Origin of the sequence: Paenibacillus illinoisensis NBRC 15959 (assembly GCF_004000925.1) — a bacterium.
Lineage (GTDB): Bacteria > Bacillota > Bacilli > Paenibacillales > Paenibacillaceae > Paenibacillus > Paenibacillus illinoisensis.
Genome location: NZ_BIME01000024.1, coordinates 1 through 18,169, shown reverse-complemented (window position 1 = coordinate 18,169; position 18,169 = coordinate 1). Strand labels below are relative to the sequence as shown.

The following is an 18,169-nucleotide window of genomic DNA, read 5'->3' as shown; positions in this document are numbered from 1 at the left end:
ACATGTTAATTAATATCCGATCTTTAGACTGCTGCCTTCTGTAGCTACTCCCTTAGAACGGGTAATCGGGAGCTTATGCTCAGCTGTAAACCCGAGGGTTTCCCCATCGTGCAACGTGACGTCATTTTCAACCACATAGGTCATCGTCATAAACATCATTTCAAATACATCACTTAATGGGTTGGTTGAATGTATAATCTCGATCTCTTCTTTTCCGAAGTTACGCAATCCATACGTATAAGCTGAAGCGCCTTCCGCATTCTGATACATACCGATAAAAATCCATAGGGAAACAGGCAGCTCGTCCTGCTTGAGGATATAACTTGTCTCAACATACTGACGTGCCTCGACAACAAGTGGTGCCAAATATATGGCGAGTGCATGGTCAAGCTGTAACAGTGCACTTGCTGTCTTGGTAAACACGATATGTCCCTGGATCGCATCCGGTGCGTTCAGAACAGAGACGATAATCTGTGATTGATGCCTGGAAGTAACTTGTTCGGCTTCACGCCACAATATATTTAATTTGGCGTTCTCCTCTACTTCCCGGTCAGGAACAGGGGCACCGATATAAGCACACACCACCTGCATCCCATCTACCTCAAAGAAAAGGTTACCCTCTTCTGAACTCTCTTCGATATTAATATCCCAATCCTTCTTCATCGTGTGGATGAATTGATCAAAATCACAGTCATCCTGTTCCAAAAGGACAAAACCAACAATGGTTTCACTATGTGAAGAAGATTCGACGGCTCCGCCTACAGATACAGGTTCCTTTTTGCGACGCCGAAGCTTGTCAAACAGTCCCATGAGACATTCTCCTTTCCAAATCCATCACAGTAATGGGTATAACTGATTCCATTATTACCTTACCATACCATACTCTGGTCTGTAATGAATAAGGGCAGTGAGTTACCACTCAAGAGCTGATTAGAGGAAAAGCACCAGAAGCAATGCGATCATTGCTGGCAATCCTTGTTTGACGATAATAGACCGGGAAGCAGTTGCTCCTCCGTATAGGGCTGCGATGATGACACAAGCCAGGAAGAAGATCTGAATGTGCTGACCAATCACCGTGTCTGGATACACCAATCCCCAGATTAGCCCCGCTGCGAGAAAACCGTTGTAAAGCCCCTGGTTAGCTGCCAGAGACTTGGTTGATTCTGCGAATTCTGGTGTGAGACCAAAGGTTTTCATTGTACGTGGACGAGTCCACATAAACATCTCCATAATCATGATGTAAATGTGTTCAATGGCTACCAGAGCCACAAAAACTGAACCGATCAATACGAACACCTTGCTTTCTTTTATGTAATTTATTTCATTATCTTCTCAGTATAAATGTTTGCATCCACAACTAAAAGTACTAATTAAATTTTATACAAATAAATTGGGTGAAATAAATATGGATAGGACAATTGAACAAACAAATTGTTGCTTATTTACAAACAATAAATTATATTATCTATAAATAAACAAACATAATTTATAATAATTTGTTTGAAAAGTCCGAAGGAGGAGTTAAAGTGTTTCGTAATCCATATGTACTGACCATAGTCATTTCGCGATTACTTCTGCAATTGGGGATCTGGATACGCAATTTTGCCATACTCTTGTATGTGACTGATCTGACCAACAATGATCCGCAGGCCGTATCATGGATCTCTGTGGCGGAGTATGCACCCATCTTTATTTTTGCAATAATCGGAGGAACCTTCGCTGATCGCTGGAGGCCCAAACGTACCATGGTGTGGTGTGATCTGCTTTCCTCACTTTCTGCGGTAGTTGTGCTGGTTGCCTTAATGTTTGGTCCCTGGTATTCAGTGTTGTTGGGTACCTTGGTTTCAGCAGTTTTCTCTCAATTTTCACAGCCCTCTGCAATGAAGCTGTTCAAGCAGCACGTCCCAGGTGAGGGGTTGCAGGGAGTAATGGCCATGTTTCAAACGATGGTTGCTGTCTTCATGGTGGTTGGTCCCATGATTGGAACGGTCATCTATCAGAACTACGGGATCGAAGTATCTCTTGTTCTTACAGCTGTGATGTTTCTGCTATCCGGGCTGGTTCTCTCGCGGTTACCTAAAGATGAAGGGGGTACTGTGGCTACAGGCATTCGGGGTTCCTTCCATCAAGAGTTGGCTGAGGGATTTCGATATGTGTATGCCAATGTTGCTCTTCGGGCACTGGTCATGACTTTTGCGGTAGCCGGGCTGGCTGCAGGGTTGATACAACCGTTGATGCTCTTTGTTGTCATCGATAATCTGGGGCAGGACAAAACTTTTCTACAGTGGCTGCTCATGGTTAATGGTGCAGCCATGCTGGTCGGGGGCGCAATCATCATGAGTGCAGCCAAAAAACTTCAGCCTCAAGTGCTGCTCGCTTCAGGTTTGCTAATCAGTGCGCTCGGAACAATCGTGATGGGCTGGTCCGCCAATATTCTGCTGACCATGATTGCTCAGGTGATTAACGGTTTCTTTTATCCTTGGATTCATGTAGGCATTCAGACGATGATTATGCGCAATACGGATACGACCTTTATTGGCCGAGTGGGAGGGGCAGTTACTCCGGTGTTTATGGGCATGATGGTCATTAGCATGTCGTCTGCAGGTTATCTAATGAATCAATTGAGCCTAACGACGGTATTTACCGTGAGTGGTGTACTCTTTCTGGCAGGTGCGTTCATTTTGGTGCTGATGTTACCTAAGGGGAAGGAAGTTAGCGGATCTCACGTGATGAGGAGCTCGGAGTAAGTTCATTTGCAGGATCAACAAATGCCGATTGCTGAAGTCTGCCTGTTGGGTAATAATATATTCGAAGAGATGAATTGCTCATGGAAAAGAGGAGATTGGCATGGGAACCGTTCAATTCGTGCTGCTTGCAGACGATCCATCGACGTTTGTTACGCGGACCGTACCGTTAATCGATATTGAGCTTGCTGGAATACCGGGAGACCGTCATTATGGCCTGCTGCGTCCGGCGGACTCCAGACAGAAGATATATAAGCGGGGCACGATGATTGCCAATCGTCGGCAGATTAGTATTGTGTCGGAGGAGGAATGTGCTCTCATCGCAGAGAAAATGAACATTCCCGAAATTCGTCCGGAGTGGCTTGGTGCCAATATGCTGGTTCGTGGCATTGACCGCTTAACTGAGCTGCCTGCCGGAACGCGGCTTCTGTTTCCTGACGGGACAGGTTTGATATGTGAAGGGGAGAATCTTCCTTGTGTTCATCCAGGGAAAGTGATTGAGCAAGTCTATGAACAGGATGGTTTGCGCAAAAAATTCGTGCCTGCCGCCCGCAAAAAACGTGGTATTGTCTGCTCGGTTGAGCGGGAAGGTGCAATCCGTACAGGTGATACGATTGAAGTTATACGCCTGTCCTGATATTTGGGGGCAGGTTTTTGCGTGAATGAATGTATTCCTCGGGTGTGCTCCCGATAATGGATTTAAAATCCTTGATGAAATGAGGCTGATCATGGTATCCAAGCTCCTGAGATAGCTTAACCAGATCGCAGTGAAGACCGCGGTCAATCAGTTCGGCTGCATTTTGCAGTCGGTAGAGCTTGATTACCGTTTTGGGGCCGATTCCTACATACTGATTGAACAGGCGCTGGAGTTTTCTTGTATGAATGTTCCAGAAGGACGACAGATCATCCACCCTCAACAGTTCCCGGTTCAGTTCAATCTGCTGCACGATATCGTGAACCAGTCTCGCTTGGGTATCCTCAGCTGGAAGGTGTGCACATAGAAGCTGATCCATGTAACTGACTTTATCGACATCACGTCCATCTGTGAGCAGTTGTTCTTCCAATGATGCTGCGCTGACGTCAAGCACACGGGAAACTTCCAACGGTTGTTCACACAATGATGAGATAGGGAGGCGAACAAAGGGATAGAATCCACCCGGTCGGAACTTTACGCCAAACACCTGCCCCTTTCCGCGAATGAGATAGGAGAATTTGCGTCCGGAAGGACCGAAGAAAAACGTGTTACCCCGCTCTACAACCAAATTAACACAGGGATTGGGCACCACATGCTGTGGATAGGATTCAAGACCTGTAAGATCCCACGATACCATCCAGTAATGTTTAACAAAAGGACTGAGCACTTCCGCTGGAGCATGTCGTGTTAGCTCATATCTTTTGTTGCCTTCGTCCAGTTGAAGCAAGCCCATGCTGGGTCTGCTGATATGGGTTGAGGATTCCATCTTGTTCATCTCCTCTGTATTTAATGTGGCTATCCCTGTGTTCGCAGGTACAGAAAAACATGGGTGTTGTCCGGTCACTTCTGCTCTCGGAACAGCAGTGCTCGAACAGCAAAACGTGGCAATATAAGCTGTCTTCGCCATCTTGAGGGCTGGCTGAGCAGCCGGTACAACCATTCCAGATTTAGCTTTTGCCAAGAGGCCGGGGCACGATTGGTCTTGCCTGCGACGATATCCAGGCTTCCTCCGACGCCAATGGCTACACGAGCATTCAGCAGATGGCGGTGTTTGTCGATCCAGTGTTCGGCATTCGGTGCTCCGATTGCGACAATAAGAAAGTCTGGTTGTGCATTGCGAATTTCCTCCACAATGTGCTCTTCCTCATCCGTTGAGAAAAAACCATGGTGCCTGCCGCTAACGATTACACCCGGATAATTCTCCTCTATGACTTCCGCTGCCCGTTTACTAACCTTCTCTTCTGCTCCAAGCAAATAGAAGGACCAACTTTTCCGGTTTCCCTCTTCCAATAAGCGGAATAAAAGATCACAGCCGGTTACCCGCTCAGTCAATTGCCCGCCTCGGAAGCGTGAGACCATCACGATGCCTGCCCCATCAGCGGTCACCAGTCCGGCTTGATCCACGATCGCCCGGAGTGGTTGGTTCTTTTGACACGACATGACGATTTCCGGGTTTCCTGTAATGACATGAAAGAGTTCAGTGCTACGCTGATCTACAACATCGCCTAGAATGGTGACGGTCTGCTCCATGGTAAGGTTGGGAAAAGGAATACCCATAATATTCGTAGTTTGGCTCATGCTTTGCTTCCTTTCTGATGAACGCCCCACCAATGAATAGGGCAAACTCATGGTACTACTGCTGTTATTTCATTCCATTTTAGTATATCTGATCTTCTGGGAAAGAACTATATGGTTCAGTTATCCGTTATGGAACAAGGTATTCTCTATAATCCTACTCTTATTTTTCCGGTTGTCGTGTTTTTACAATACGAAGTTAGGGGTATAACGATAGGATAGGAGTGCGAGTTGGTAGATCGCATATCCATTGCATAGGGGAGTGAGTTCATGGAATTAAAATATGAATTTTATATCAATGCCGGGCTGGAAGACGTGTGGAATGCCCTGATTTCACCTGACGGCACACGAAGCAGTTTCTTTGGCAGTGAACTTCGTTCCAATTTTCAACCAGGCCAGCCGTTTGCTTATGTAGGACCAGGCAATGATGGTGCTGAAACCGTCCATGTGTACGGTGACATTTTAGAGTTCGAACCTTTATCCAGACTCAGTTACCGGGAGCATCCCGGACCCTCGTATCATGCGAATCATACAGATCTTGAATCCAGAGTGGTCTTCCAGCTCGAGACCGTGGGCGAATGTACCAAACTGACCTTGATCAATGATCAATTTACGGAGAATCATCCTTCCTATGCAAACGCGCAGAGCAGCTGGTGGATGATTTTAAGCAGTATCAAAACCTGGGCAGAAACGGGAAAAACATTGGATTTCGGCTGGTAAAAAAATATACCTGAATCGTCACATAAAAAAATCCACCGAATGGCAGTTTGAGCCTTCGGTGGATTTTATTTATCTATATTTTAACAGTATTAATTGAATTGAATTATACTTGTTGAACCTTGATCAGGTTGGTATTACCGGATTGACCGATAGGTACACCTGCGGACAACACGATAATGTCGCCTTTTTCGATATAACCCGTTTTGATTGCGTTACGTGTAGCAGATTCAAACATTTCATCCGTCGTCGTTACTTTGTCGCCCATAACCGGGATAACGCCGGAGAGCAAGCAAATTTTAGCGAGTACTTCTTCATGCTGAGTAACGGCGATAATCGGTGCTTTCGGACGGTACTTGGAGATCATGCGTGCCGTGAAGCCACTTTCTGTGGAAGTGATGATCGCTTTGGCATTCAGTACAAGAGAGGAACTTACAGCTCCCTGACTGATAACTTCCGTAATGTCGGCTACTTGTGCAGCTGATTTTTGACCGAATTGCTCTTTGTAATCAATCATCGTTTCAGCACGACGTGCAACAGCAGCCATTGTGCGAACAGATTGAACAGGATACTTACCTGCAGCCGATTCACCGGACAGCATGACTACGTCAGCACCTTGAAGAACGGCGTTCGCTACGTCGCTGACTTCGGAACGGGTTGGACGCGGGTTAACTTGCATGGATTCCAGCATGTGCGTAGCAACGATAACCGGTTTACCTGCACGGTTACATTTGTCGATCATTTCTTTTTGCATCATAGGTACGTCTTCAATCGGTACCTCAACCCCGAGGTCACCACGAGCTACCATGATACCATCAGAAGCTTCAATAATATCGTTCAGGTTGGTCATACCTTCCTGATTTTCAATTTTGGAGATGATCTGCACGTGCTCTGCACCGCGCTCTTTCAGGATGCTGCGAATTTCACGAATGTCATCGCCTTTGCGAACAAAGGAAGCTGCAATGATTTCGATATCGTTTTCGATTCCGAATCCGATGTGCATAACGTCACGCTCGGTTACACCCGGCAGAGTCGTTTTGATTCCTGGCAAGTTTACACCTTTACGTGGTTTAAGAATGCCGCCGCTGATGATTTTGCAATGAATATCCGAACCTTCTACAGAGAGTACAGTCAGGTCTACCAGACCATCGTCAATCAGGATTCGATCTCCAGGCTTCACAACGAGATTCAATTCAGGATAGTTTACGGAGATGCGCTCTGCGTCACCCAGGATTTCTTCCGTTGTCAGAATCAGCTCTTTGCCTGCTTGCAAGTGGCAGGATGCTTCTTTCAGTTTGCCGATCCGAACTTCCGGTCCTTTGATGTCCATCATAATAGGTATATATTTGTTCAGCTCGGAAGCTGCTTGGCGGATGTTGTTAATCCGGGTAACGTGGTCTTCCAGCTCACCGTGAGCCATATTCAGACGGGCCACCGTCATGCCTTCCTGAATCATTACTTTCAATGTTTCGATCGAGTCACAAGCAGGTCCCATAGTACAAATAATCTTTGTTTTCAACATGCTGATTTCCTCCTCATATTTTGCTTATGTGTGTATTGTAGCGTTTTCTGTCGAATCAGGGTATGAACTATAGTACAATGATTGGAGTATAGTCCAGTAATGAGGTGAGTTATGATCACTCCGTTAGAAGTAAGGCATATTAATGGTGTCGGTTGGTACGAAGAAGCGGTGCAAACCGAAGGAACCTGGCGGTTGAGCCTGGTTACATATGGAAAATGTGTATATTGGGTGAACGGCGAGAAACAGATTATGGAGAAGGGGGAATTGTTGTTGATTCCCGGTGATGTCTCCTATTATGGCAAAAGCATCCCTACGGTAACGCACACTCAAATTGTTGTCCATTTGCAAGGAGATTACGCCGATGGATTGCCTGCATTAGAACGGGCAGAAGCGTTACGGCATAGACCTGGATGTTACGAGCTGATTCATGAACGCATGAAGGCGATTCACCAGCAGTGGCAGGAACGTCCTTCTTATTATGTCATGATGAGTCAGGCGTTATTGATGGAAGTGTTGATTTATGTGAATCGGGAACTGGACCGGGGAGTTATCCCACCAGAGAAACATATGCACGCAGAGCGGATGAAACGATACATCGAGCGCCATTACCGGGAAAAGTTAACGAAGGATGATCTCGGAGATGCAATTGGCAAGACGCCAAATTATGCTGCAGCGTTGTTCAAAAGCATGACGAATCAAACGATCAGTCAGTATGTGCATGACCAGCGGATGAAACGAGCGTTATATCTCCTTACCGAATCACAGTTGTCCATTCAGGAGATTGCTGAATTTCTTGGTTATCGGGACTTGTCGTACTTTTACCGCATTTTCAAGCGCATAACCGGAACCCAGCCTTCCGACTGGCTCCATGAGCGTCCTCCTGTGATTTGAGATGGAACATTAACCCTGGAGGTGGGTCGGTTTTGGGTTTCTTCTATATATAGATGTGCAAAAAAAGAGGGCCGCTGGCCCTCTTTTGATTTCATGCAGCATATATCCTTGCTGCTTGTAAGAAGTGATTAAGCATTGCTGCTTGTATTGGTGGCACCTACACGCTGCTTCGTTTTTTTGCGGGCAAGGCTGCTGCGGGCCAAGACTGCCCGGACGGCCCAATACGCTGCTTCCGCAAACAGAATTCCGCCTGCAACATCCAGCAGGGAGTGCTGTTTTACAAACACCGTTGAAGCAATGATCAGCCAGAGCCACACTGACCAGGAGATTCGGGCGAGTGGTCGGAAATTTAAATGCCGATTAATGATTATAAACAGCAGATAACTTGTGAGGCAGTGAACGCTTGGAAAACAGTTGAATGGAGCATCATTGGCATAGATGAACTGAACTAACGTACTGCTCAGATCGGTTCCGCCAACCATTGGTCGCGGGACATGCGTTGGAAAGACTGCGAAACAGATGTTGGCCGCGATGACCCCGACATTATAGGTCAGTAGTGTACGCCAGAATAACGATTTATTCGTCAGGCCCAGATAGATAAAGCCAAGGTACAGAATAGGCATCCAACTGATGTATGGGTAGATAAATTCTTTGATAAATGGAATTTGTGTATCAATCCAAGCGTAATTGTAGAAGACATTGTCACCCGGATTACTGCCTAGAAAAACATATATGGTGCCTTGAAGTGGTATGCAGAGTATAGCCAGCAGATGCCCCCAGCGCAGAAATAGTTCTTTCATATTGACCCCCTGATTTGTTATGCATCATGCACGTTCGTTATTTTACCTTTTTTCTCTCTATATAAGACGCTGCAGAGTAGGGTTAACCCTGCAGCCAATATCTTTCGTACTACTATGATGACAGTTTTGAACACAAGCCATACCTGATTTTAGGGGAAAAGAGGGTAGAGAAAGTCTCTATTTTGTTACTTTTATAAATTTATCCAAAAAAGGATACTCGAAAGTTTACTGATATGATACAACTAAATTGTCATATCGGATTCTCATGACAACGACAAATGACAATGAAATGAGGCTGATTCACCCATGGCAACCCCGCAAACCGGAAAAAAACCATCGTTCTCCGTACGCAGACCGGTACTGGCTGTGATTATCATTGAACTGCTGCTCTTGCTCGCTGTATTTGCAGCAGGGGCTGTGGCGACGGTGAAGCAATTGGATTACACGTCCCCAGTGCTTATGTCCTTTACGCCAATGGCTGTTGTGCTCATCATTTATCTTACCCTGCGGCGCAGGTGGGCCGAGACAGGGTTTCGTTCCCTAAGAACCATCCCGGTTCAGCACGCAAAGTATTATATTCCGCTACTCCTTGTACTGGGTACAATCGCCCTGAAAGGTTTTGTGGAGCTGACTTTAGCGAAAGTGACCTTCTTTATCTTTTTTACGCTGCTCGTTGCCTTTGTGGAAGAAACCGTATACCGCGGACTTATTTTCAAAACATTACTTCGCAAGAGTGCAGTGGCAGCGGTAGTGACCTCAAGCATTTTATTTTCCATTACACATATGTTGAATGCACTCTCAGGTCAAAGTATGGCGGATACGATGCTGCAGCTGATCTATGCATTACTGCTCGGAGCTGTACTGGCGCTGTTAATGCTGAAAAACGGGAACATCATTCCCTTGATTTTGTTTCACTTCATACATAATTTGATCCAGTTCCTAAGTGATGACCTCAAGGATACGAATACTCTTCCTTATGATCTTTTCTTGTTAATCGTTCTTGCTGTTCATTGTGTATGGTTGATCTACAGTGCTCGAAAAGAAAAAAGGATCTCTGCCGATGCGGGACCTGCTGGACATGAAGTTACACATTAGATCGTTCCTAAGGCGCCTTGGTAACCGCATTTAGCACTTGTGATGTACTCGTGTTATACTTCAGTCTGGCGGTAGGGGTGACACTGGATTCGGTTTCCTGTGTCAGCCCCTTTCGCACATTAGAATAGACAGCAGGTGATTAAGGATGGAAAAAACAGCACAGGAAGTCGCCGAATGGATGGTTCAGGAGATTAAGTTTACCGGAACATTGAAGCAGGAAGCAGCAATTGAATACGTGAAGACTCATTTTGGTGATGAATTTGTTTTTGTTAATGAGAACGGGAATGCTTCTTTATCCAAAGAAGTGAAAAAAGCATTCCGAAAGCTCCATGGTGGGCAGATCGCCTGGGATCGGGATGCCTTTATGTGGGCTTGGACGTAGGTTCATTTCGATGTATAGGATAAGTGAATCTAATTGAAATGGATATGCATGCCAAAATATTTTATAAAAAATGTATAAGTTGGTTCGGATCTGCATATCCTTTCATAAGACCGCACAGCAGCGGATGTGTTTTTGAACAAGACTTGTCCACTGCAGCACGAATAACATGTATTTCCAAAGCTGTTTGAAAAGAAAATACAAAGATTTGCTTTTTGGCAGAATTAGAGTTATAATAAGAACAAGTTGTAGAGAGAGTGGAAAACCTAATTCACATATTGTAAAGGGCGATCACTTATAGGTTATGACTGGTACCTTTTTCAATGTGTGAATTTTTATTTGCTTGCTGCAAAGAACAAAGGAACATGTTAATCTTTATTTGGAGGTGTAATTCACATGCAAAACGGAACAGTAAAATGGTTCAACGCTGATAAAGGCTTCGGTTTCATCGAAGTTGAAGGCGGAGAAGATGTATTCGTACACTTCAGCGCTATTACAGGCGAAGGCTTCAAAACGCTGGACGAAGGTCAACGCGTGCAATTTAAAATTGTACAAGGAAACCGTGGTCCTCAAGCAGAAGAAGTTGTAAAACTGTAATTAAAGCATAGCTGCCTTTAACATGTTATAATGGTAAAGGCAGCTTCTTTTTTTTGAGCAGATAGATGTAAGTCGGCCCAATAAGTTGTCGAGGCAGTAGCCCAGCGGGGTCAAGACTTCCGCTAAGTATAGGCTTCTGTGAAATAACGTCGGTTAGATGTTTTTCCATAACAAGGGGGTAGAAGTCATGTATAATCGCAAAAAGCCATTGGAAGAAATTCCACAAGCGGATGCGGCAATCTGGGAGTGTACGAGTGATACGTGCAAAGGATGGATGCGGGACAATTTTGCGTTTGATAGCGTGCCAACTTGTCCGATATGTGCTTCTGAGATGGTTAGCACGACTAGGATGCTGCCATTGCTTGAAAATTCGAACAGTAACATGAAGACGATGTCTAAAGGAAATCGGATTTAACATAGCTTACCCGCCTCTAACGAGGTGTTTTTTTTTAACTTAGACCTGACATCTTGTGCAAAGGTACGGGTAATGAAATATGAAATTCCCGGCATTCGTTTTGGCGAATGCCTTTTTTTATTCGTTTTGAAATATTGAAATATAACAAACACCCCTCATGGCAGTACCATCATGAGGGGCATTTTTATTTTAAAATAGCTAGTGAGTGTGATTGCTTAGATGAAAAGGAATGGAAGCAGCAATAATGTGGTTACCAGCGCAACATCATATCCGGCCCCGTATCCGTAACCCCCGCCGTACCCGTATCCGTAAGGGCCATAAGCGGAAGACTTTACTCTTTTTGCGGTAACTGCGTTGTTTTTCCCTTTTCTGCGGAGCTGCTGTTTGGATTTTACAGAGCACAAGCGTGGGCCTTCGAAACTTCCGCTGACATAAATCTTGCCATCCCGGCAGCCTCCAAGTGTACCGTATATGTGCTTGCCATCTTTCATAATCATACATACCGGGCGTCCAACGTGCGGAGACACCGTCTCTTCACATACCGGATGAATTCTGTGCATGCATATCCCCCTCAGATTTTGCGGTTTGCCGCTTGGAATCAACGGTTTGTATATCATAGTAAAAAGAGAGTGAATTGGTATGGACGAGTACCCGGAAAATGTATAGGGATGTGCCGCTTTTGCCATTGCTCCATACACTGGAGGGAGGGAAGGGGGCTGGAAACATTGGATTATCATGATTTACTGGCTAAGCTCGGTGAAGGGAGTGCGCATCCTGGCGGATTCACGGCGACAGTGGAATTAATCGATTCCTTGTCTCTTCCTGAACGGGGGCGAGTATTGGAAGTAGGATGTGGTACAGGGAGGACGGCTTGTTATCTCGCGCGAAATGGGTATCGGGTGACGGCGATTGATCTTCACCGTCAGATGCTGGAGAAAGCGGTCAGAAGAGCAAGACGTGAACGGCTGGATATTCGTTTTATTCAGGCGGATGTCACTGCGTTACCATTTCCGGATCATCAATTTGATGTGGTGTTTGTAGAGTCGGTTACGATATTTACTCGCTGGCACGCTGCGCTCTCCGAATATAAACGGGTTTTGAAACCAGGAGGGCGTTTGATTGACAGGGAGATGATTTTGTGCGGACGGAAAACTGAGCTGATGAGCCGCAGGTTGAAGCATTTTTATGGAATGAGGACACTGGCCACCATGACGGTATGGAAGAAGCGACTCAAAAAGTGCGGATTTACCAGCGTGTTGGTTCGTGAGCACTCTCGGTCCATGGGGAAATGGGGAGTGGATCATGATCCGCACCGGGAACTGGACATGGCTCTGTTTGAGGATGAACAGGTCCGGCGCATGAGTGAAACCAATGACCAATTGCTGGCGAGGTACGGTAAAAGGTTGGGCTATGCCGTTTTTGATGCAAAGGTCCCACCTGACGAGAGATGAATGCTGATGAAGGTGAACTTAAGCGTAAGTTATTGGTGTGAGAAAAGGATAAGGCAACTCACAGGGTGAGTTGCCTTTTTGAACTGCAGTTTGAATGCGGCCCGGGAAGCCATTACAGCATATCGTTGTCGATAATTCGCCAGTGATGCTTGAGGAGGGACTCCAATTGTGGTTTGTCGTTGGTACGGAAGGCGTTAAGAATCTGGCGATGTTCCTCGTTAACCTCCTGAAGAACCCCGGATAACTTCGATTTGTTATCACTTACATACGACTGGCGAATGAAGCTGTTTTTCAATGTATCCAACATTTCAATAACGGTTGAATTGCCACATCGCCGGATGTACAAGTTGTGAAATTGATATTGGTCTTTACTATAGGCGGCAAGATCGAGCTGGGCAATGTCTTCATCCATTCTTGCGATAAGTGCTTCCATCTCAAGTAGGTCGGATGATCTCAAATGATCTGCTGCGAGTGTGGCGGCGAGAGCTTCCAGTACCCCGATGGCCTGGGAGAATTCAAGCTTTTTACCAGAATCAAAAGGAGCAACAATAAACCCCCGGCGCGGAATATATTGCAGCAGATTGTCTGATGCAAGCTGGAACAGTGCCTCTCTTGTCGGAGTGCGACTGATGTCCAGCTTTTTGCATATCTCTGCTTCGTTAATCTTCTGATTGGGGAGCAATGTTCCGTCCTGAATCTTCTGGGCGATATAGTCGTAAACGTGATCTTTCAAGGAACGGTATTTAGGTACTTCCATACCGAATTCCCCCTTCTGTATATAGTAATGATAGGATGTGTGAGCTGAGCCCAAGTGTGGTGCGCCGTTCAGGTGTTATAAGTTTTTATCATCTTAACACCGAGGGGGAAGTTGGGCAAGCTAACTTAAATGCCTATTTAATGTTATATAAGCGTTAGATATATGACCTACAATGGGATATAAGTCCATAAATGGTTGAAAGTTATTGCTGAAAATGCAAATGTTTGTTAGTATATCTTACATAAAGTTCCTTATATAGTACAATGTATATTGTATACAGATTTAGATGTGTATCATTCCAAAAAAAGAATAGGGGTATGCTCTGTGAAAAGAATTCTTTTACCAGTGTTGCTGTCATTGATAGTTGTAATCATGTCGGCTTGTGGGCAGGAACGGACAACAGGTAATCCTTCGGCTCCAGCTTCGACCGCTGAAGGTGACGCAACAGAGAAGGAAGTCATTGTACTTGGTACCAGCGCAGATTACGCACCCTATGAGTTTCATAAGAGCATCGATGGCAAAGACACAATAGTTGGTTTTGATATTGAGATTGCTAAAGCTATTGCAGCGGATATGGGAGCCGAGTTGAAGATTGAAGACATGGATTTTGACGGTCTCCTCATGGCGCTGGACACAGAAAAGGTGGATTTTGTGATCTCGGGCTTAACCCCAACCGAAGAGCGGAAGAAAAACGTGGATTTCACGGACATCTATTACTATGCAGAACAGGCAGTGCTTGTCCGGGAGAGTGAGGGAGGAACGTTAGGCTCACTGAAGGATCTGTCAGGCAAACAGGTCGGTGTGCAGAAAAGCTCCATCCAAGAAGGGATTGCTCAAGGGATAGATGGTGCCAAGCTCACATCCCTGGCGAAAATCCCCGAATTGATTCTGGAATTGCAGACTGGCCGCGTGGATGCGCTCATTTTGGAGAAGCCGGTAGCGGAACAGTATGTGAAAAATCAGCAGGGACTTGAATTGTCGGACATAAAGATTGAACAAGCTGAAGATGAAGCTGGATCGGCAATTGCCGTCAAAAAAGGGAATCAGGAGTTGGTGAAACAAATTAACGCTACACTCCAAAAGCTCAAAAGTAACGGTGACATCGAACGTTTCGTCATTGAAGCCAATGAGTTGGTTGGGGACTAAGCCTGCGAGTGAGGGATATGCCGTGAATTTAGATTTTTCTTTTTTATCGGATCATTGGCAGGATTATGCAAGAAGTGCGTGGGTGACGTTGGAATTGTCTTTCTTTGGCGTCCTGTTGGGCACCATCTTTGGGGTTTTGGTCGCACTATTGCGTATAACACGTGTGTGGCCAATCAAATTTTTGGCATCAGCCTATATTGAACTCATTCGGGGCACACCGATGCTGGTGCAAATTCTTATCATTCACTATGGTCTGACGGTGATCGGCATCAACTTGCCGGCATTTATGTCGGGGGTCGTGGCACTAACCATCAATAGTTCTGCTTATATGGCGGAAGTGTTTCGGGCCGGAATCCAGGCGATCGATAAAGGTCAGACGGAAGCTGCTCGTTCACTTGGTTTAACCCATGGCATGACACTTCGCTACATTATACTGCCTCAGGCGTTCCGCAACATGCTGCCGGCAATCGGTAATGAATTCATTATCATTATTAAAGATTCTTCCCTTGTCTCCATGATTGGGATTGCCGAAATTATCTACACGGCCAGAGCTGTTCAAGGTGTTACCTTTCAACCACTCGCCCCGCTCCTCGTGGCTGCTGCACTCTATTTTGTGATCACATTTACGCTGGCTAATATGCTTGCCTGGGTAGAACGGAGGCTCTCTGCTTCCCGTTAATTGAGGTTTACCCTCGGTACCAGGGCTATGGTGGAATTGGCTGTGAAGGGGTCGTAAATGGAGAAGGCGGAGCATACATTGATATTGTATTTTGTATACAGATCGGCAGGAGGTGCTGAGGAGTAATGTCAGACTCTCAAAAATGGTTGGAATGGTCGGAACAATATGCTGCGCCTAACTATCATCCGCTCCCGATTGTCATTGAGACAGCCGAGGGGGTTTGGGTTCAAGATCCTGAAGGCCGTCGATACATGGATATGCTAAGTGCCTACTCGGCGTTGAATCATGGACACAGGCATCCTGTGATTATTCAGGCGCTGAAGGATCAAGCAGACCGGGTTACGTTGACTTCGCGGGCGTTTCACAGCAGTGCAGCCTCCCTTTTTTATCAAAAACTCTCGCAATTTACGGGCAAAACGAAGATTCTTGCAATGAATACGGGTGCTGAAGCAGTGGAAACTGCGCTTAAGGCTGTGCGCAGATGGGCCTACCGTTGTAAAGGTGTCCCTGAAAATCAAGCTGAAATTATCGTCTGCTCCGGTAACTTCCACGGAAGAACGTTGACAGTCACGTCTTTCTCATCTTCAGCTGCGTACCAAAAGGACTTCGGTCCATTCACGCCTGGATTTCGAATTATTCCTTATGGGGACATCGATGCATTGAGGCAAGCGATCACTCCCAATACTGCGGCGTTTCTGGTAGAACCGATTCAGGGTGAGGCAGGTATAATTATCCCGCCGGACGGATATCTTGCGGAAGCTTTTGAACTATGTAAGAAAATGCAGGTGTTAACGGTGGCGGATGAGATCCAGACGGGTTTCGGTCGAACGGGACGCCGTTTTGCTTCTGATTGGGAAGGGGCAGTGCCTGATCTCTGGATCATGGGTAAAGCGCTTGGTGGAGGGATTATGCCGATCTCGGCTGTGGCAGCGGATGCAGAGATCCTTGATTTGTTCGAGCCGGGCTCTCATGGTTCCACCTTCGGTGGTAATCCGCTTGCTTGTGCGGTGGCTGTTGCGGCGCTGCAGGTATTGGAAGATGAACGACTGGCGGAGCGATCGGAGCGTCTAGGGAATTATTTTATGAAACATCTCAAGGGGATTGGGAGTGCAGCGGTAAAAGAGGTACGAGGAAAAGGGTTGTTTATAGGTGTCGAACTTCATGTGCCTGCCCGCCCATATTGCGAGCAACTAATGACAGCAGGATTGCTGTGCAAGGAAACGCATGAGACGACGATTCGTTTTGCACCCCCTCTTACCATAACGGAAGATGAAATCAATTGGGCAATAGAAAGAATTAAACAGGTCTTAAAGGATTAAGGGATGGGAGCCTGGATAGGCGGATGTGAGATCGGTTCTAATTATATATCATTGCTTTAGAAATAAGCCGCGAAGGGGCTGATCTGTATGGGGAATCATTATACGGAAACTGCAGGCAAGCTGGAAGCTGCTATTCAAATAGGGTCGAGTTCTAAGGAGCAGCGCCAGGTGGCTGTTATTAAAGTTCCTTTTGGCCTCGGGGGTGCTCGCGGGGGTGCAGAGTTAGGTCCGGATGAGCTGATTACAGCTGGGCTGAAAAGGGAGATTGCGGGACTCGGATTAGTTCTGACAGAGGAAGTGCGTGTGGATTGTCCGTTGGTAGCTGATGCGCCAATTGAGCGTAACCGTGCTAAGTATTTGCGTGAAGTGCGCCAGGTGAGTGAGCGGGTATGCACAGAAGTGTCGCGTGTGGTAGCAGGGGGCGTGTTCCCGCTTGTTCTCGGAGGAGACCACAGCGTGGCAATCGGTACTATGGCGGGGTTAACTTCTCATTATTCCAACTTGGGTGTAATCTGGTTCGATGCACATGCTGACCTAAATACCGAAGAGCGCAGTTTGTCCGGTAACATGCATGGGATGAGTCTGGCTGCGGCACTGGGACATTCGGCGTTTAATTTATCTCATATCCCTGGGGTTGGTCCATTTATTAATCCTTCCAATCTGGTATACGTTGGGTTGCGGGATATTGATGAGTATGAGAAAGAGCAGATTAAAGCACATGGAATCAAAAGCTTCACAATGCATGATATAGATCGAATGGGAATCCAGTGGGTTGTCGAACAAGCGGTGGCTGTGGCAGGAAAGGGAAGTGATGGGATTCATCTTAGCTTCGATATGGATTGCCTTGATCCTCGTGAAGCGCCAGGGGTGGGTACACCAGTCCCGGGAGGGTTGAACTATCGGGAAGCGCATTTTGCACTGGAGTTACTGGCTTCTACGAATCGTATTACCTCTATGGAACTTGTGGAGGTCAATCCGTTATTCGATCATAATAGACACACTGCGAGGCTGGGGGTAGAACTCATTGCGTCGTTGCTGGGTAAACGCATACTGTAATGAGTTTCAATGGAGTGAAAATATCGCATGGTCCTGAGAAGTCTCTTATATAGAAGGAAAGAGTTTTATGATGAGCTGGAACCGAGTCTCGAACGTGCCTTCCTTGAAGGAGGGAGAGAGGCTTGTCTGGCTTTTTGTTATTCTCTTATAAACGTGATTGAGTGGGACGAAATATGATCTTACATATAGAAGGTAAGAAGAGTGGAAGACAGGGATAGAAGGATATGAGTATGGATTTAACTTTTTTGAAAAAAGTGCTTGCATAATAAAACTGCACATGGTATATTCTAATTCCGGCCAAGAAAACACGAGAAACACGGTGCGGTAAGTAA

General features: G+C 46.1%; 21 protein-coding genes. 13 read left to right on the top strand and 8 right to left on the bottom strand.

The window, feature by feature from the left end:
- Positions 1–9 precede the first annotated feature (9 nt).
- Both PIL01S_RS29110 and PIL01S_RS29105 read right to left on the bottom strand, forming a co-directional pair.
- Positions 10–810, bottom strand: a complete 801-nt coding sequence (locus PIL01S_RS29110; protein ID WP_127541323.1) for a DUF4261 domain-containing protein — start codon at positions 808–810, stop codon at positions 10–12.
- A gap of 120 nt (positions 811–930) precedes the next feature.
- Positions 931–1,296, bottom strand: coding sequence for a DUF1304 domain-containing protein (locus tag PIL01S_RS29105; RefSeq protein ID WP_127541321.1), 366 nt, complete (start codon positions 1,294–1,296; stop codon positions 931–933).
- 230 nt (positions 1,297–1,526) lie between these two features.
- On the opposite strand from PIL01S_RS29105, the gene PIL01S_RS29100 reads away from it, so the two are divergent.
- Positions 1,527–2,747: an MFS transporter gene (locus tag PIL01S_RS29100; protein ID WP_127541319.1), complete on the top strand. Its 1,221-nt coding sequence runs from the start codon at positions 1,527–1,529 to the stop codon at positions 2,745–2,747.
- A gap of 100 nt (positions 2,748–2,847) precedes the next feature.
- On the top strand, positions 2,848–3,381 hold the full coding sequence (locus PIL01S_RS29095; protein ID WP_127541317.1) for an MOSC domain-containing protein: 534 nt from the start codon (positions 2,848–2,850) through the stop codon (positions 3,379–3,381).
- Here the strand turns inward: PIL01S_RS29095 and PIL01S_RS29090 are convergent.
- Positions 3,365–4,204 carry a helix-turn-helix transcriptional regulator gene (locus PIL01S_RS29090; RefSeq protein WP_127541315.1) on the bottom strand — a complete coding sequence of 280 codons (840 nt, stop codon included), beginning with the start codon at positions 4,202–4,204 and terminating at the stop codon, positions 3,365–3,367. The two genes, PIL01S_RS29095 and PIL01S_RS29090, sit on opposite strands and share 17 nt — an antisense overlap.
- A 74-nt stretch (positions 4,205–4,278) precedes the next feature.
- Positions 4,279–5,016 carry a WecB/TagA/CpsF family glycosyltransferase gene (locus PIL01S_RS29085; RefSeq protein ID WP_127541313.1) on the bottom strand — a complete coding sequence of 246 codons (738 nt, stop codon included), beginning with the start codon at positions 5,014–5,016 and terminating at the stop codon, positions 4,279–4,281.
- Positions 5,017–5,283: 267 nt separating this feature from the next.
- On the opposite strand from PIL01S_RS29085, the gene PIL01S_RS29080 reads away from it, so the two are divergent.
- The gene (locus tag PIL01S_RS29080) at positions 5,284–5,733 is read left to right on the top strand and encodes an SRPBCC family protein (RefSeq protein WP_127541311.1); all 450 of its coding nucleotides are present in this window, start codon (positions 5,284–5,286) and stop codon (positions 5,731–5,733) included.
- A gap of 103 nt (positions 5,734–5,836) precedes the next feature.
- Here PIL01S_RS29080 and pyk read toward each other — a convergent pair whose 3' ends face one another.
- A complete protein-coding gene (pyk, locus tag PIL01S_RS29075; protein WP_095362342.1) occupies positions 5,837–7,252 on the bottom strand; it encodes a pyruvate kinase in 1,416 nt (471 codons plus the stop codon).
- 111 nt (positions 7,253–7,363) lie between these two features.
- On the opposite strand from pyk, the gene PIL01S_RS29070 reads away from it, so the two are divergent.
- On the top strand, positions 7,364–8,143 hold the full coding sequence (locus tag PIL01S_RS29070) for a helix-turn-helix transcriptional regulator (RefSeq protein ID WP_127541309.1): 780 nt from the start codon (positions 7,364–7,366) through the stop codon (positions 8,141–8,143).
- Positions 8,144–8,271: 128 nt separating this feature from the next.
- Here PIL01S_RS29070 and PIL01S_RS29065 read toward each other — a convergent pair whose 3' ends face one another.
- Positions 8,272–8,943 carry a phosphatase PAP2 family protein gene (locus tag PIL01S_RS29065; protein ID WP_127541307.1) on the bottom strand — a complete coding sequence of 224 codons (672 nt, stop codon included), beginning with the start codon at positions 8,941–8,943 and terminating at the stop codon, positions 8,272–8,274.
- A 306-nt stretch (positions 8,944–9,249) separates the two neighbouring features.
- On the opposite strand from PIL01S_RS29065, the gene PIL01S_RS29060 reads away from it, so the two are divergent.
- The 4 genes from PIL01S_RS29060 to PIL01S_RS29045 all read left to right on the top strand — a co-directional run bounded on the left by PIL01S_RS29060 (position 9,250) and on the right by PIL01S_RS29045 (position 11,429).
- The gene (locus PIL01S_RS29060) at positions 9,250–10,038 is read left to right on the top strand and encodes a CPBP family intramembrane glutamic endopeptidase (RefSeq protein WP_127541305.1); all 789 of its coding nucleotides are present in this window, start codon (positions 9,250–9,252) and stop codon (positions 10,036–10,038) included.
- A 145-nt stretch (positions 10,039–10,183) separates the two neighbouring features.
- The gene (locus tag PIL01S_RS29055) at positions 10,184–10,420 is read left to right on the top strand and encodes a DUF6953 family protein (protein ID WP_095293548.1); all 237 of its coding nucleotides are present in this window, start codon (positions 10,184–10,186) and stop codon (positions 10,418–10,420) included.
- A 393-nt stretch (positions 10,421–10,813) separates the two neighbouring features.
- Complete coding sequence (locus PIL01S_RS29050) at positions 10,814–11,014, top strand: cold-shock protein (RefSeq protein WP_024633772.1); 201 nt, start codon at positions 10,814–10,816, stop codon at positions 11,012–11,014.
- Between the two features lie 187 nt (positions 11,015–11,201).
- Positions 11,202–11,429 (top strand): cold-shock protein, encoded by a 228-nt coding sequence (locus PIL01S_RS29045; RefSeq protein ID WP_095293549.1) that lies wholly within the window; start codon positions 11,202–11,204, stop codon positions 11,427–11,429.
- Positions 11,430–11,644: 215 nt separating this feature from the next.
- Here PIL01S_RS29045 and PIL01S_RS29040 read toward each other — a convergent pair whose 3' ends face one another.
- Positions 11,645–11,989 carry a hypothetical protein gene (locus PIL01S_RS29040; RefSeq protein WP_127541303.1) on the bottom strand — a complete coding sequence of 115 codons (345 nt, stop codon included), beginning with the start codon at positions 11,987–11,989 and terminating at the stop codon, positions 11,645–11,647.
- Between the two features lie 165 nt (positions 11,990–12,154).
- Here PIL01S_RS29040 and PIL01S_RS29035 point away from each other — a divergent pair, with 165 nt between their 5' ends.
- A complete protein-coding gene (locus PIL01S_RS29035; RefSeq protein WP_164764375.1) occupies positions 12,155–12,880 on the top strand; it encodes a class I SAM-dependent methyltransferase in 726 nt (241 codons plus the stop codon).
- Between the two features lie 112 nt (positions 12,881–12,992).
- On the opposite strand, the gene PIL01S_RS29030 is transcribed toward PIL01S_RS29035, so the two are convergent.
- Complete coding sequence (locus PIL01S_RS29030) at positions 12,993–13,637, bottom strand: GntR family transcriptional regulator (protein WP_127541299.1); 645 nt, start codon at positions 13,635–13,637, stop codon at positions 12,993–12,995.
- 324 nt (positions 13,638–13,961) lie between these two features.
- On the opposite strand from PIL01S_RS29030, the gene PIL01S_RS29025 reads away from it, so the two are divergent.
- The 4 genes from PIL01S_RS29025 to rocF all read left to right on the top strand — a co-directional run bounded on the left by PIL01S_RS29025 (position 13,962) and on the right by rocF (position 17,837).
- The gene (locus tag PIL01S_RS29025; protein ID WP_127541297.1) at positions 13,962–14,783 is read left to right on the top strand and encodes a transporter substrate-binding domain-containing protein; all 822 of its coding nucleotides are present in this window, start codon (positions 13,962–13,964) and stop codon (positions 14,781–14,783) included.
- Between the two features lie 22 nt (positions 14,784–14,805).
- Entirely contained in the window at positions 14,806–15,462 is a 657-nt protein-coding gene (locus PIL01S_RS29020) for an amino acid ABC transporter permease (protein ID WP_246058590.1), read from the top strand.
- 125 nt (positions 15,463–15,587) lie between these two features.
- The gene (locus PIL01S_RS29015; RefSeq protein ID WP_127541295.1) at positions 15,588–16,781 is read left to right on the top strand and encodes an ornithine--oxo-acid transaminase; all 1,194 of its coding nucleotides are present in this window, start codon (positions 15,588–15,590) and stop codon (positions 16,779–16,781) included.
- 87 nt (positions 16,782–16,868) lie between these two features.
- Complete coding sequence (gene rocF / locus PIL01S_RS29010; RefSeq protein ID WP_127541293.1) at positions 16,869–17,837, top strand: arginase; 969 nt, start codon at positions 16,869–16,871, stop codon at positions 17,835–17,837.
- Positions 17,838–18,169 lie beyond the last annotated feature (332 nt).